Source organism: Ruegeria sp. BK1 (assembly GCF_056535645.1).
In genome coordinates this window covers 3,630,466-3,645,784 of sequence record NZ_JBQFIS010000001.1, presented here as the reverse complement: position 1 = coordinate 3,645,784, position 15,319 = coordinate 3,630,466, and the positions used below count along the sequence as shown (strand labels likewise).

General features: G+C 56.4%; 9 protein-coding genes. 2 read left to right on the top strand and 7 right to left on the bottom strand.

Annotated elements, in window-relative coordinates; genetic code table 11:
* The first annotated feature begins 10 nt into the window (after window positions 1-10).
* Complete coding sequence (locus ACR3E7_RS18030) at window positions 11-2,470, top strand: GcvT family protein (RefSeq protein ID WP_480504820.1); 2,460 nt, start codon at window positions 11-13, stop codon at window positions 2,468-2,470.
* Between the two features lie 471 nt (window positions 2,471-2,941).
* Here ACR3E7_RS18030 and ACR3E7_RS18025 read toward each other — a convergent pair whose 3' ends face one another.
* The 5 genes from ACR3E7_RS18025 to iadA all read right to left on the bottom strand — a co-directional run bounded on the left by ACR3E7_RS18025 (window position 2,942) and on the right by iadA (window position 10,935).
* Window positions 2,942-3,763: an ankyrin repeat domain-containing protein gene (locus ACR3E7_RS18025; RefSeq protein WP_480504822.1), complete on the bottom strand. Its 822-nt coding sequence runs from the start codon at window positions 3,761-3,763 to the stop codon at window positions 2,942-2,944.
* Between the two features lie 486 nt (window positions 3,764-4,249).
* Window positions 4,250-5,986 carry a Mur ligase family protein gene (locus ACR3E7_RS18020; RefSeq protein WP_480504824.1) on the bottom strand — a complete coding sequence of 579 codons (1,737 nt, stop codon included), beginning with the start codon at window positions 5,984-5,986 and terminating at the stop codon, window positions 4,250-4,252.
* Between the two features lie 14 nt (window positions 5,987-6,000).
* Window positions 6,001-8,802 carry a cyanophycin synthetase gene (gene cphA / locus ACR3E7_RS18015; RefSeq protein ID WP_480504826.1) on the bottom strand — a complete coding sequence of 934 codons (2,802 nt, stop codon included), beginning with the start codon at window positions 8,800-8,802 and terminating at the stop codon, window positions 6,001-6,003.
* A gap of 20 nt (window positions 8,803-8,822) precedes the next feature.
* The gene (locus tag ACR3E7_RS18010) at window positions 8,823-9,713 is read right to left on the bottom strand and encodes a cyanophycinase (RefSeq protein WP_170621274.1); all 891 of its coding nucleotides are present in this window, start codon (window positions 9,711-9,713) and stop codon (window positions 8,823-8,825) included.
* Window positions 9,714-9,768: 55 nt separating this feature from the next.
* Complete coding sequence (iadA, locus tag ACR3E7_RS18005; RefSeq protein WP_480504828.1) at window positions 9,769-10,935, bottom strand: beta-aspartyl-peptidase; 1,167 nt, start codon at window positions 10,933-10,935, stop codon at window positions 9,769-9,771.
* Between the two features lie 520 nt (window positions 10,936-11,455).
* On the opposite strand from iadA, the gene ACR3E7_RS18000 reads away from it, so the two are divergent.
* Window positions 11,456-12,007, top strand: a complete 552-nt coding sequence (locus tag ACR3E7_RS18000) for a 2OG-Fe(II) oxygenase (RefSeq protein WP_170733995.1) — start codon at window positions 11,456-11,458, stop codon at window positions 12,005-12,007.
* 206 nt (window positions 12,008-12,213) lie between these two features.
* Here ACR3E7_RS18000 and ACR3E7_RS17995 read toward each other — a convergent pair whose 3' ends face one another.
* Complete coding sequence (locus ACR3E7_RS17995) at window positions 12,214-13,524, bottom strand: MFS transporter (RefSeq protein WP_480504830.1); 1,311 nt, start codon at window positions 13,522-13,524, stop codon at window positions 12,214-12,216.
* A gap of 400 nt (window positions 13,525-13,924) precedes the next feature.
* Window positions 13,925-15,310, bottom strand: coding sequence for a M20 family metallopeptidase (locus ACR3E7_RS17990; RefSeq protein ID WP_170555235.1), 1,386 nt, complete (start codon window positions 15,308-15,310; stop codon window positions 13,925-13,927).
* Window positions 15,311-15,319: the final 9 nt, after the last annotated feature.

Sequence of the window (15,319 nt, the reverse complement as noted above, 5' to 3'; positions counted from 1 at the left end):
GGAGCGCACTATGGCCAGCACCCTCCCATCGCACGCGCAAACCGTGATCATCGGTGGCGGATCGATTGGCTGTAACACAGCCTATCACCTAACCAAGTTGGGTATGACTGACGTCTTGGTGCTTGAGCGCGACCAGCTAACCAGTGGTACAACTTGGCACGCGGCAGGGCTTATCGTGGCAGGGCTTTTGCCGTCCGAAGCTGAATGCGAGATCTATACGCATGGGCGTGACCTTTACGCCAACCTGGAAAAGGAAACGGGCGTGCCGACCGGCTTCCGAGAAGTTGGCTACCTACAGATCGCCAACAACGAGGAACGCGTGCACGAGATGCGCCGCCTCGCGCCCTTCATGCGCCGCCACGGGATCAACATCTACGAAATCTCACCCAAGGAAACCGCCGACCTCTTCCCCATCGGCGACCTCAGCGACGTGTTGGCCGGTTTCTACATTCCCGAGGATGGCCGCGCCAACCCCGTCGACGTGACCATGTCGCTTGCCAAAGGCGCGCGCATGGGCGGCGCGAAGATTTTCGAGGGCGTGACTGTTTCCGAAATTATGGCCAGAAACGGCACTGCCACCGGCGTCAAAACCGCTGATGGCCAAACCATCACAGCCGAAAACGTGGTGATCTGCGGCGGCATGTGGTCCCGCCAATTGGGCGCGAAGGCGGGTATCAATCTGCCACTTCAAGCCGCGGAACACTACTATCTCATTACCGAGAACATTGACGGCCTCAGCCGCGACCTCCCCGTCCTCGAAGATCCTTCGACCTATACCTATTACCGCGAAGAGGTCGGCGGCCTCATGCTCGGACTGTTCGAGCCGGGCGCCGCCCCCTGGAAACTCGACGGCATCCCCGAGAACTTTGCCTTTGGCGAAATCGAACCCGACTGGGACCGCGTCGGCCCGCATCTGGAAAAGGCCTATTCCCGTGTTCCCGATGCGCTGAACGTCGGTGTGCGCAAACTCTTCTGCGGCCCCGAAAGCTTTACTCCAGACCTTGCCCCCTTGGTCGGAGAAACACCCGAGCTTCGCAACTGCTTTGTGGCCTGCGGGATGAACTCGCTTGGCATTCTGAACGGTGCGGGCACCGGCAAGGTGCTGGCCGAATGGATCGTCAGCGGCCATCCGCAGATCGACGTCACCGGCATCAACGTCAACCGCTTCACCCGGCACGAGGCGACCAAGGCCTTTCGCCGCGACCGTGGCCCGGAACTCTTGGGCAAAATGTTCGGCCAGCATTTCCACAACGAAAACTACCACACCGCCCGCGACCTAAAACGCTCGGTCCTGCATGACCGGCTGGCAGCAAGCGGCGCCTGGTTTGCCGAAGGCCACGGCTGGGAAATGCCCGACTGGTTTGCCCCCTCGCCAGAGCAGGCAAAGATCGAGACATACAGCTGGCAGCGCCAGAACTGGTTTGACTGGCACGCTGAAGAACACCGCGCCGCCCGCGAGGATGTCATCATCATGGACATGTCCACCATGTCCAAGTTCAACGTCGAAGGCCCCGACGCGCTTGCTTTGATGAGCCGCCTCTCGTGCAATGACATTGATGTGGAACCGGGACGCCTTGTCTACACGGCTTGGGTCAACGAACAGGGTGGTTTTGAGGCCGACCTGACCGTGACCCGTCTGACTGAGGACCAGTTCATGGTGGTCGTAGGCGAAAACAGCCACGGTCATACCCTGATGCGCATGAAGCGCCACATCCAGGAGGGCGAGGTCGTTGTCATCACCGATCTAACCCCTGCCATCACCCAGATCAACATCCACGGGCCCAAAGCCCGGATGCTGATGGAGAAAGTCACCTCAGCCGACATGTCGAACGAGGCCTTTCCCTTCATGACCTGTCAGGACATTGACGTCGGCTATTGGGTGGTGAAAGCCTTCCGCGTGACTTTCGTGGGCGAGCTTGGCTGGGAACTGCAAGTACCCTCATACGCCGCCGTTCAGGTCTATGATCTGCTAAAGGAGGCAGGCAAAGAGTTCGGCCTGCGCGATGCGGGCATGCAAACCCTGAACTCGCTGCGTCTTGAGAAAGCCTACCGCGATTTTGGCCTCGATGTGGACAACACTGACAACCCGATCTCCGCAGGCCTTGGCTTTGCCGTGAAACTCGACAAACCCGGCGGCTTCATCGGTCGCGATGCTCTTGCCGCGATCAAAGCCGAAGGCGTGCCAAAGGTAAGGATGCTGCAATTCTTGCTGAAAGATCCCGAACCGCTGCTTTACGGAAACGAGTGCCTCTATCTGAACGGAACCGAGGTCGGCCATCTGCAAATTGGTGGATATGGCCACTCGCTTGGCGGGGCTGTCGGTATTGGCTTCGCTGAGCTGGACGCGCCCCTCACAACGGCCATCATTAGTGAGGGAACGTGGGAGGTCGAAGTGGCGGGGGAACGCATACCCGCAACGGCCTCGTTGAAGCCCTTGTTTGATCCAAAGATGGAGAAGATCAAGTCTTGAGTTATTCTCTAACCCTATGATCTGCAGCGCGCAAACAAAGCCTCGCTTTGCGTGCTTTGCTAGCTTTCGTTTTCCGCAGCCTTTCAGACAAACACTACCTAGGCGAGCGCTTTCATCAGCTTTGCGGATTCTTTTTTCATCACAAGTGCTGAACGCTTCGCCACTAACCAAGTTCATTTTGGGCTCTGAGCGGTTGGCGAGCCAGGATTGTCCCAACGACAGCTTCCGAAATCTGAATGTCAGCGCATTGGGCGAAGACGCTGAAAACGCCCGGTCATCTCGACGATTGCAATGCCTGCTTTCGGGAGCAGTCCACAGTTCGAACCGCTGCGGTGCCGCAAGTCCGCTTCGAGCCCAATGTGACCGATGCTTCATGGCAAACAATTTTCGGAGTGGGTGAAATGCAGACGTTCGCTACACTTTGTCATCTCCCAGCAAAGCGGGACAAACTGGTCGCCATCCGAATTCAGCTCAATCTTTCAATGTTGCGAGATATGCAATGATATCCACGCGATCTTTTTCATTTTCAATTCCGAGCATCACTTTGGTCGTCCCGGGTACAAACTGATATGGGCTAGCGAGATAGCTATTCAGTGTATCTGCATCCCACACCAAACCTAATTCGCGCAAATAACTTGAATAAGAAAACTCGGGATCGGACGCAGTGGGTCGTTCGAATACTCCCCAAAAGTTGGGCCCATTATCACCTGTTATCCCCGTCGACGAAGGTTTGCCGTGGCAGACTTCGCACCCCTTGGCTAGAAACTCTCCATTTGAAACATTGGCACCTTGCAACTTATCGGCAATCGGTTGGCTCTCTACTCGCTGTGGCGCTCCCGCTTCGATGAGCACCTCGGCGATTTCTATGTGCCCCGCTCTCAGCGCCTGATGCAAAGGAGTTGAGATATATGGTTCATAGCTGGCTGGATCCGCCCCAGCCTCAATGAGCACTTTTACTACTTCGATATGACCATACCCGGCCGCATGGTGGAGAGCGGTTCCAACCGTATAAATATCATTTCCCTGATAGAAAAAAATTGTGGGATCGGCACCTCGCTCAAGAAGAAGTTCAACCAACTCAGTATGGCCGAATTTTGCCGCAACAAAAAGCGGTGTAACGCCCGGTGCACTTGTCATGTTCGTACTGCGAAGTTCGAGCGGCACACCCTTTTCTAGCTCCGCGAGAACGCCCTCAATATTTCCACGTTTGGCGTGAAGATGGATGATTTCCGCCAATGCCTTCTCAAACGGAAAGATGAACAGCGACAGAGTAACTATAGTTAGTCGAAACATATGCGCCTCCGAATTCAACGGCTTAAGCCAATCATAAGCAGATTGAGTCGTTGTACCAAATTCTACGGAAGAAATGGGTTCCTGTGCGACGTTCGCGCCAGTTCGTCAGCTTTGTGGTCGCTCGCAAAAGAAGTATTACCACCATCGCAACGCATGATGGCTAAGCGGGCTGCATCCGCAGCAATTGAGTCAATTTGTGGATGTCGGCTCGGAGTCAATTTCGAGGGCCTGCTGCTTCGCACAGAACGACAGCATTTTCCGCACTGCGGTCGTTGAGTGGAATTCACTCAAAGTCTCCACTGAGCCCAAAGTACCGGATACTGCGCAACGATCACTTGGCGGGTTCTGCACCGTAGTCCGCCTCCGATCGGTCTCAGGTCGAAGGTGCAACATTTTTGGTGCATACTTCCCTGCCTGTTTGCATTTGCGCGCGCTTACATCGCCGTGTGCTAGCTACAACTGCGTGACACCGGCACCCGGCTCTGTTTATCCGTCGAGCATCGCGAGCACGGCGTCGCGTTCGGACAGGACCAACAGCAAGGCAAGATCACCCGGTTCCAGCTTTTCCAATATCATCGAGGCAGCTAGAGAGGGCGAAGATGCTCTCAGGACTTGTTGCGCGTCATATCCCTGTTCTAAGGCGGATTTTTTGATCAGGTCCGGGATTTCTCCCAATCCGCGACCTCTTAAATACCCTTCCAGTTCGGCTGCGACGACCACGTCGGGCTGGAAATTTAACGCCGTCGCGGTAACGTCCCGAATATCCTGATCCGACCGATCGCCAGCATGGCTGAGCATAATGTAACGCCGTTTCGCCGGTAGGCTTGACAGCGCATCGCAAACGGCCGAAATCGAATGCGGGTTATGCGCAAAATCCACAAAAACACGCGCATTATTGTAACTAAACTCGTTGCAGCGTCCGGGGTTGTCCTTGGCGTCGGGTTTGAACCCGGCCAACCCATCCCGAGCCCCCTGAACGGGCAAGTCCAGTGCCAAGGCAAGGCACAGGGCCGCCAGCGCGTTCAGGATATTGTATTTCGCAGCGCCGCCCATGGTCAGGGGAACATCGGAAACTGCAATGACTACCTGTTCGACCGCACCGTCGAAAAAGACGATATCTCCCTCCTGCACATAGGCGCAGCACTTGCCCGCATCACGCGCCTGACGGACAAGGTTGTTCTGCGCATCCAGCGAGAACCACCAGATATTTGCGGATGTATTTTCCGCTTCTGCGCGGACATACAAGTCATCGGCATTCAGTGCCAGCACGCCACCCTCGGCCAGCGTGCGATGCACGGCGAATTTGGCCTGAGCCAGTTCCGGCACCGTGTTGACCCCGTATTGCCCCAGATGGTCGTTTGCCACATTGGTGACCGCCGCTGCCGTTGCCGCGCGGGTCGGCAGCCCCCGGCGCAGGATTCCTCCGCGCGCGACTTCCAGACAGGCGACCTCCAGCCTTTTGTCACGCAACAGCATTCGCCCGCCGCCGGGGCCGGAATAATCGCCACGGTCGAGAATGTCGTCTCCCACCCGCACAAATTCGGTCGAGGTCAGCCCGGCAACCTTGCCCGAAGCGCGCGCGATCGCCTCAAGTAAACGGGTTGTGGTTGTTTTGCCGTTGGTTCCGGTTATGAAGGCCACCGGGATATTGTGCAGAGCCGACCAGTCCAAGTCATCGGGGGTAGGCAGCGCATCGACCGGCCAGGTCTGACTGCCAGTACCGTGCCCGATCGACACTTCGTCATCATCGCACAGGATATCCACACCATGCGCTTCTGCTGCCGCAATCAGGGCGATCAGCGCGGGATTGGCTTCTTTCTCCATAACGCTTTTGACATCCGCAACCATCTGATCGAAATCGCCGGGCTCGGATGCCAACAGTTCGGCAGCACAGAAATGCCAGACGGTTTGCACCGCGAAGATAGCGGAATAGAGCTGATCCATCGGTGCTGAAATCGCCAGATTGACGCCACCGGTGAAACTGCGGTGGGTTACGTCCTGATCCTGCCAGCCAAGTGCGTCCAGCACGCGGCGCGCGTGTTTTTCCCACAAAGCAGTGACCTGCGCGGTGCCGGTATCGGTGAAAAACACATCCATCACCGCGCCGGGGCGGTTCCACAACAGTCCCGGCCCAGTCAAGCGTCGGGCATCGTCTACCCGGACATGATCGGCGTACGCGCTTTCAATTGTCAGCGCGTTTTCAAGCTCTTCTATCCGGTCCATTCCGGTACCCCCGCTTAATCCGCGTCTTCGCTGATGTCGCGGGCCAGGCGCACGCCGCGCGCATCCCGGATCAGGTTCTGGTCGCTTTCGAACATGTCCTCGAACGAGGTGTCGATGGGGCTTGCCACCGGCGCAGCCTCTGTGACCGGCGCTTCGCTATCGGAGTTGAAATAGATGATCTGCTTCCAGCAGCGCGTTGTGTCATCACCGAAAATCACCAGCAGATCGCCCGGTGCGGCCCGTTCCAACGCTGCAGTCACCGCTTCGACCTCATCCGGGATGATCGTGATCGCGGCATCATCGACGCCGTTGTCGATCAGGGCCTGCCGCATCATTTGCGGTATTTCGTCGTGTCCACGGCCCCGGCGGCGGTCATCTGCCTTGCAGATGAAATGATCAAAATGCCCGGCCAATGCGGCGGCCCCGTCGATGATATCCTCATCGCGCCGGTCGCCGGGCATCGCAACAACGCACAGCCTTCGGCCCTTGACCTCCAACTGATCGGCCAGAGCCGCCATCGCCTTGAGCGCGGCAGGGTTGTGGCCATAGTCGAGGATCACCTTGAAGGGATGCTCGTCATAGACATTCATCCGCCCGGGTGCCTGGAAATAGCTGGTGTCGAAGGTGCGCAGCCCATGGCGGATATTGTCCAGATCCACTCCGAAACTATAGGCCATCGCGGCGGCGAACATCGCGTTCTGGACGTTGAAAATGGCCTTGCCTTCCAATGCCGCCGGGATCAGATGCGACCACAGCACCGGGATATGAAGACCGTTGTCATAAATGGTCAGCATGTCACCATTCATGCCCTTTTCAAGCACAATTGCCTTGCCGCCTGCCTTGATATGTTCCTTGACCAGGCTGTGCCCCGGATTGGTGGTGACATAAAAGATCTGATCTGCACCGGCATAGTCGGCCATTTTCAAACAGTTGATGTCATCGGCATTCAGAACTGCCGTGTCGGTGGCGCTTTCCACCACCACGCGTTTGACAACGGCCAGTTCCTCAACCGTGTTGATGCCGCCAAGACCCAGATGATCTGCCGAGACGTTCAGGCAGGCCGCTACGTTCGAGCGCTGATAGCCCAGACCCGAGCGCACAAGTCCGCCGCGTGCGGTTTCCATCACCGCAAAATCGACAGCCGGGTCGCGCAGAACGATCTGTGCCGACTTAGGTCCCGTCATGTCGCCCTTCACGCTCAGCTTGCCGTCAACATAAACGCCATCGGTCGAGGTCATGCCAACGGTCTTGCCGCTGGTTTTCATGATGTGCCCCAGCATCCTTGAAGTGGTCGTCTTGCCGTTGGTTCCGGTGATTGCCGCGATGGGAATGCGGGTTTCCTCGGTGGCCGGAAACAGCATGTCGATCACTTTGCCCGCCACGTCGCGCGGCTGACCTTCGGACGGTGCCACGTGCATCCGGAAACCAGGGGCGGCGTTCACCTCGACAATCGCGCCGCCGATATCCTTGTAGGATTTGGTGATGTCGTCGATCAGGAAATCGACGCCGCCCACATCCAGCCCGACGGCCATGATGGCACGCTCGGCCATGTCACGGTTGTCAGGGTGCACCACATCCGTCAGATCTATGGCCGTGCCGCCAGTCGACAGGTTCGCGGTTGATCGCAGATAGAAGACCTCGCCGTCAGGCAGCACAGTTTCTTCCGTCACGCCCGCATTTTCCATCAGGCGGTTGGCCTGATTGTCGATCTCCAGCATGGTCAGCACTTTTTCATGCCCGATGCCACGGCGCGGATCCTCGTTCACGATATCGACCAGTTCGGCAATCGTGTGCGTGCCATCGCCCACCACATGGCCCGGCACGCGCTTGGCTACAGCGACCAGCTTGTTGTTCACCACCAGCATCCGGTGATCGAACCCGGTGATGAAGCTTTCCACCAGAATGGCGCGGCTGCGGGAATGTTCCTTGGCTTCGGCAAAGCCTGCCTCGACCTCTTCATCCGAGTTCAGGTTGATCGAAACACCACGCCCATGATTGGCATCGAGCGGTTTGACCACCACCGGGTGCCCGATCCGCGCGGCGGCGCGCACGGCTTCACGCGCGGAATAGATCATGCGTTGCTGCGGCACAGGCAGGCCCAGATCGTTCAGCAGATTGTGGGTGTCTTCCTTGTCGCAGGAAATCTCGACCGAGATATGCTTGGTCTCAGAGGTTATGGTTGCCTGAATGCGTTTCTGGTATTTACCGTGCCCGAACTGAACCAGTGACCCAGAATTCAGCCTGATCCAAGGGATGTCACGCTCTTGCGCGGCCTTAACCAATGAGCCGGTTGAGGGACCAAACTCCTTGCGCTGCGCCCGCAGCACAAAGCTACGCAACTCGTCATCCCAGTTGAATTCCGGGTCGAAGTCGTAGTCCACCTGTTCCTTGAGGGATTGCGGCAATAGATGCATCAGCAGCCGCATTGCAAGCTTGCCTGCGTCCAGACCAACATCGCGCTGGCGGTATTCGTAAACCATGTTGTATTGGCCGGGTTCGCCTGTGCCGCGCGTGCGGCCAAAGGTTACATCCGAACCGGCCACGTTCTGCACTTCGATGGCACAATGTTCCAAAACATGACCAAGCCAAGTGCCTTCATCTTCGCGCAATCGGCGGATGAAACCACCGGGTTCGCGGTAGGAACAGCCATGTTCCGCCAGACCGGGAAGGGCCTGGGTCAATGCATCAATAAACTCGGAACCAATTTTGGCCGAAGGCCAATCTTCCAGAACGCCCAGATCAATGACGTGGCGAATGACCGGAAAACTTGCCCAGACATTCGGGCCGACAAAGATATTGGTCGAGATTATTTTCATGAGGCTCCCCGTTGGTTAGCTTATTGTTTCCCCCCGTTGGCGGCCTCATCCTCGGACAGATCCGGCAATGTGCAGAACGCCATATGCTCATCTGGCGGAAAAGCCTGGCGAGCCGTCAGATCATAACGGCACCCTTCACCCAGAACGTCAAGCCGAAGTCCAAGAAGGCTGAGTGCTTCGCCGCGACGGGCATCCCACATCGAAGAATGGGTCAAATGGCTGGCATCCACCACGGTAACCGTTCCGCTGCCGATTACTTCAAAGACGTTATCGGGCCCAATGAAGGCCGCCGTGTCTTCGTCAACGCCCAATCCGATTAGAAATGGGTTAAAAGATGAAGCGGTTAGCAATCGACCCAGGCGGTTGCGTTGGGTGAAGTGCTGATCAATGATGACGGCGTTGGTCAGACCCATACCGGGAGCCAGCGTGATGTTACCTTCGGCTGGACCAGAGTTGCTGCTACCACCTGCTACCATATGCTCGGACATGATCGAAGCACCGGCCGATGTTCCTGCAACCGGCACCCCTGCCGCGTTTCGGCGCCGGATTTTCTGGGCGACCAGCGTGCCTCCAAGAATCGCTGACAGGCGCAACTGGTTCCCACCGGTCATAAAAATTCCGGTAGCACGATCCAGCATCCCCGCGTAATCCAGGTTGTCGCAATCGGCGCGGCGCGAGATAGGCAGGAATTCAACCTTGCCTGCACCAAGCTCGGAAAAGATGCGGTTATAGTCCGGTCCGGTTTCTTCCAGCATCGAGGCTGTCGGGATTACGACGATATCAGCGTCGGCACCGCCGGACAGTTCTACGAACTTTCGGTGAATCTGCATTTCCTTTACGCGGTCTTCACCGCCGCCGATCGGAATGATGAACCCGCGCGGGGTTTCTGCATCAACGGGTGCAGGGCACATATCTTAACTACCTTCCGGTGCTATAGCGGGCAGCCACCGGGGACCGCGCGGACGCTCAAACCTGTTCATACATGCCGCGTCGGGCTATCTGGCCGTCGCGTACATGCCATTCCCCCCGGGCCATCACATGCCGCACGGCAGTGTTTTCGTCAAGAACGACCAAATCAGCGTCCATACCCACGTTCAGACGACCTTTTTGGTGCAGCTTCAGCAGGTCGGCGACATTTGAGGTCAGCGGAGCCAGCGCTTCGGGCATTGGTACTCCTCTGTTGGTGAGTTCGCGCGGCGTGTCCGGCAAAGTGTCCGACAAACCCACACCAAACCGTGTCAGATTGCCTTCATGGTCAAAGGCGGGCAGGCAGCCACCACCGTCAGAGCTGATGGTGAACCGGTCGGCGTGACCGCCCAAATCGCGAAACTGAATGTAGGCCTCAGTAGCAGAGATGCCCGGCTCGACATGTCCGCAGGGGAATGCGGTAGCGTCGATGTAACATCCGTGCCGTGCTAGCGCCACGGCCTGTTCGAAGAGTGGTTTGTTGCGATTGACATGGGTTGGATTGAAGACGCGTGCGGGGATTTCGCAGGTCGCGATAGCTTGTTCCAACATTGACAGCCCTCGCTCGCCATCTCCCATATGGCAATGCACAATCCCCGCCTTGCCAGTCATCAGGCCTGCGACATGCGCTTCGCTTGCGATCCGCAGAAACTCGTCCAATGTCGGTTGGCTCGACCGGTGATCACTGATCGCCAGTTCCCCAACACCGATGACCGGATCAAGGAACACAATGTCTCCACGGGCTGAACCGGTGAGGGTGGTCAGTGGGACGTGATAGCCACCGGTGTGACACCAGGCTGAAAGTCCTTCTTCGCGCAACCCATAGGCCTGTTGCACCAGCGTCTGCGTGTTGCGGGTCAGATCGTCCGTGCCCAATACTCCAACGACTGAAGTGACACCGGCACGCGTGAAAGAGGACAGGACAAGCGGCGGCACCCGACTGGCTGGTCCGGTTTCACCGCCACCGCCAGTTATATGCGCATGCCCATCAATAAAACCCGGAACAACCGCTGCGCCTTCGACGTCAATGATCTCTGCCTGAAGCTGGACAGGCAATTCGGGTTTATTGCTGCCGAGGTAAATGATGCGTTCACCCGCAGTGAGAATATGGCCCAAACCAACAGGTTCAGGTGAATAGAGGCGCGCATTCTTGATGAGCTTCAACACGTTGCAAATCCGTCAGTAGGAGCGAAGACGTCCTTCTTTGCACCAAATGGCAGCAGAAGAACCATCCCCTTTTTCGGGGAAAGCGTAGATGTCGGTCGTACGCCACTAGCAGACAATGAGAAAAATGAAGCGGATGGCAAGGTTGTCCGCGAAGTAGTCGTGTTTAAGGGTTGCGGCGAACGGTTGCTCCGAGCCCAATCTGTCTTATGCTGCGGAACAGCCGAATGTCCGCTTTTCTCCCGGGCGACCATCACGGTACGCGCCATCGCAATGACCTTAAGCCAGCGTGGAATAAACCTCGGCAACTCGCTGAAAGGTCCAATAGCAGGCGATAGCCGCACATCGTATACCGTTTGGGATCCGAGAACGTCTAGGGTGAATTCCAAATCCGGATTCCTGGACCCAAAACAATTGAGATTGTAGAAAAATTACGTCGCTTTCAGCCTCTTAGGTCGAAAACAGCGTAGCGCCATCTGTGCGTTTTGGCAAAATCCAGTTCCAATCAAAAATGGTGTACAGAATGCTGGAAGTTCATTCGATTCCCGGTGCATTTACCGCGCGGGAATGTGAGCAGATTGTTGCTGCATCACAAAAAGCCCCGGCGAACGAGGCTCTGCTTGTCGGGCAAAACAAGGATCATAATCTGCGCAGAGCGGATGTGACCTGGCTGGACGACGTCGAAGGCTCTGATTGGGTGATGTCACGCCTGATCAATGTTGTCCGTCGCTCCAACACCGACAAGTTTGGCTTTGATCTGAGCGAGTTCGCCGAAAGTCCGCAGATTGCCTGCTATAAAGCATCAGATGGTGGTCATTTTGCGTGGCATTCCGATATCGGCGACGGGCCTGTTGCCCGAAAAAGAAAGCTGTCGCTGGTGGTTCAACTCAGCAAACCCGGAATGTACGACGGCGGAGACTTGGAGATAATGCCGGGCGCTTATGCTGTAACGGCCAGCCGGTATCAAGGGAGCGCGACCATCTTTCCAAGCTTTTTGTTGCATCAAGTGACACCGGTTGAGAATGGTGATCGGTATTCGTTGACGGTCTGGGCACATGGCCCGGCGTTTCGGTGATGATTTTCGTACTCGTTTGACTAAGAGTCCGAGACTACAAGGCTAACGATTCCTTTCGTGTATAAAACAGAGTCGAAAGAGTTAGGCTTGCCTTTAACATTCTCGCTTAAATGGCATTTCTTGTAGTCCAACGCCTCTGCTTAATCCTGGAATTCCGCACGGTACTGACGCCTGAGTTGCTTTGGTCACTCAATGGCTGGCCTCTATTATGTATCCGTCGGTAAGCGACTGGCGACTGATTTCTCATGGGCTAAGTTTGGCAGGCTCACCATATCAGCAGCAACTTTACCAGCTTCCATTGAAGTACTTTCGACTGATATGCGTGTCTGACCCAGCCGGGGGTGCAGCTTACGAGCCAGAACCCACGTCCAAAGCAAACCTGCACCACCCGCGGCGAACACACCAGAGAGCGGTGCCACGAGAAGAACCAGCCAGGCGGCACCAGGTGTAATAATACCCGAAACATCGCGAAAGCTCGCGTAAATTGCTGACATCTCAGTTCGTTCGGAAGGTTTGACTGCGAGGAGGAACGGCAAACCTGCGGAAACATCGAGCAAGATCAGGAAAATCGAGCCCATCATTAAGAACGCGATTGTGACTTCAGGGATTCCGAATGGAACTCCAGCAAATAGAAATAGCAGCCCGGACATGAGGAATCCGGTTCTGACTACTGTGCGCACCGAACTGCGCTGCATAAACCGAAGCATCAGCGGGGTGCAAAACAGGGCGGCATTGGAAATCGACAAAGCAATCCCTCCTAGTTGGCTGCCTAGCCCGTTCTGAACCGCATAGATGGGCAGGTATACGACATAAATCCACCACCCACAGGAACGAACGACCGCGAATACCCATCCGGCAACCAATCGCGGTTGCGCAAAAAACCTCCCGAAATAGGCGAACGGATTTGCGGGAGCGCTTTGGCTTCTGGTGATGAGCCTGCCGTTTCCGAGGCGCATAACAAGAAAGATGAGCAGCATGACAATCGCCGAACCGGCTGCAATCAGGAACGGCGCAGGTCGCCACCATTCGTACAATATCGCGCCAAGTGCAGGCCCAGCCGTCCAACCCAGCGCACTGTAAAAAAGCCGCGATGTCTCAAAACGTCCCAGTTCAATCCTGGCAACATGGTCGAGTACATAGGCGTTGAAGCACACAAATGTCGTCACAACGGCGAAAGTCGTGAGTGCGAGCCCCGCAATAACGGCAGCAGGGGTCGCAACGGTCGTCACAACCGCACCCGCGACGTACGAAAGAGTGCCGAACACATAGACCCATCTCCGTGGGACAAACCGGATCAGGTAGGGAACCAGAAGACCGATCAAGAGTGATACCGCGCCAATGGCGAAATAAATTTCGGATACAAATCGCGCATCCTTCAGCGCGTTGTATATCGCTACCGGAAAGACAGAAATCAAAATACCCCTGGCAATCGCCTCCGTTCCCGCCAGAATGGCGAATCCCTGCACGCTGGGTGCTGGCGCATGGCGAAGCCATTCTGGTATTCGGCGTTCGTGCATGAGAAGTGCTCAATGGACTGGGAATCAGTCAAACCTGTTTCCTCATTTTTTCTCTCCTGGCAGCGACCCGATGTCGTTTTTGCTAATCGTGTAAGTTATAAAAATTCCATAACTGAATTTCGTTTTTTCTTTTTGGGAACCCGCTTCGCTGGCGTTCAATTTTCAACGCTGATTACACCGAAAGGATAGCTTGAACTCGGGCTGGATTGGCCCAGTAGAATGGCCGCAAACCGGAAATCATTGCTCGACCGAAAAATCTACCGCTGCGGATGCAAGCACTTTCAGTATGAGCAATAGTCGTGGCTACAAAAGTCGGTTTTGTCCGCAAAGCGGTCAGTTAAAGTCGGGAGTGCGATACCCGCCCGATCCAGGTATGGATGAAAGCCTTTGTGGCGCGCGGTCAGAGTGGCCTGGCAAGGTCACCAATATCCCAGAAAAGACCGGCCATTGCCCGCAATGCATCACGCGACACCGACTTCAACACGTGTTCGTTTGGCGCGTGCTGTGAACAGCCACGATAGGAATGAGGCACCCAAATCGTTGGGAGGCCGAGCACATCGGAAAAGACCTCATTGGGCAGGGAACCGGCGAGATTTGGCAGAATATGTGGCCGCTTTCCAGACGTTTCTTCCAGCGAACGCGCGACAAACGACACCCAAGGATGCTCCGGCGATGTCCGCGTCGCATCGAAAAATCCGCGGTCGTGAGGTTTGATCTTAACGATCTGAAATCCTCTTGCATCAAGGTGGCGACGAAGGGCCGACAGGATACCGGCTTGATCGGTGCCAACAACGAAGCGGAGCTGACAGGCGGCCTTGGCATATCCCGAGATCGCGTTAACCGGCTCTTCGGGGACACCGCTTTTCATTGCGAGGATCGCAAAGCTGTTCCAGCCAAAGACCCGTTCGGCCGGTGTCAGACTTTCTTCGCCCCAGTCTTCGTCAATCTTCGGACCGCCATCTCCGCCTACCGGCAAATTGCGCAGGGTATGCCGGATGTCTTCGGTTAGGCTGGTCGGCCGCCACTCTGGTATTTGGATTTGGCCCCTCACATCGGTGATCGTCGAGAGGGCTTGCGCAAGGATCATCGCGGGGTCGGCAAGCAAACCGCCCCAGTTACCGGAATGATGCGCGCCGTCTCGAAGGTCAACGATGAGGTCGAACGAATTGCCGCCCCGTGCACCCATGAACATCGTCGGCGTGTCTGACTGAAGGCGTGGTCCGTCCGATGCGATCAGGACATCCGCGGCAAGGTTTTCTTTGTGCGTGGCGCAAAACTCCGACAGCCCCGGCGACCCCATCTCCTCACCCATTTCAATAAGGATTCGAATGTTGAAGCCGAGTGATCCACGAGCGTCGATGACGGAGCTCAACGCAGCCAAATTGATGAGGTGTTGTCCCTTGTTGTCAGCGGTACCGCGTCCGAAGAGGCAATCGCCCTCATCCACAAGACGAAACGGGTAAAGCCCGTTGCGCCACTGATCGGTTTGGGCGCGGATCACGTCGCCATGCCCATAGGACAGGATCGTTGGGCCTGTGTCGTCCTCGATGCGTTCAGCGACAAGGATAGGACCTGCATCTGGCACAGGGTTCGGGTGTATTGCACAGGAGAACCCAAGACTGTGCAGGCGCGGAACGAGGGCTTCTTCAAGATAGCGCGGAAGTTCCGCCGCTTTCTCTGGTGTCTGGCTCTCCGTCTCATGGGCAACCAGTTCGCTAAGATCGGTTGCAAATCGACCGCTGTCAAAATATTCGGCGACGTTGTCTATGGCAGCAGCGCGGGTCATGTTCACTTT

Excerpts from the sequence above, each read along its gene's own strand:
- ACR3E7_RS18030 (WP_480504820.1), top strand. The coding sequence starts at position 11 with ATGGCCAGCACCCTCCCATCGCACGCGCAAACCGTGATCATCGGTGGC.
- ACR3E7_RS18000 (WP_170733995.1), top strand. The coding sequence starts at position 11,456 with ATGCTGGAAGTTCATTCGATTCCCGGTGCATTTACCGCGCGGGAATGT.
- ACR3E7_RS17990 (WP_170555235.1), bottom strand. The coding sequence starts at position 15,310 with ATGACCCGCGCTGCTGCCATAGACAACGTCGCCGAATATTTTGACAGC.
- ACR3E7_RS18025 (WP_480504822.1), bottom strand. The coding sequence starts at position 3,763 with ATGTTTCGACTAACTATAGTTACTCTGTCGCTGTTCATCTTTCCGTTT.
- cphA (WP_480504826.1), bottom strand. The coding sequence starts at position 8,802 with ATGAAAATAATCTCGACCAATATCTTTGTCGGCCCGAATGTCTGGGCA.
- ACR3E7_RS18020 (WP_480504824.1), bottom strand. The coding sequence starts at position 5,986 with ATGGACCGGATAGAAGAGCTTGAAAACGCGCTGACAATTGAAAGCGCG.
- ACR3E7_RS18010 (WP_170621274.1), bottom strand. The coding sequence starts at position 9,713 with ATGTGCCCTGCACCCGTTGATGCAGAAACCCCGCGCGGGTTCATCATT.
- ACR3E7_RS17995 (WP_480504830.1), bottom strand. The coding sequence starts at position 13,524 with ATGCACGAACGCCGAATACCAGAATGGCTTCGCCATGCGCCAGCACCC.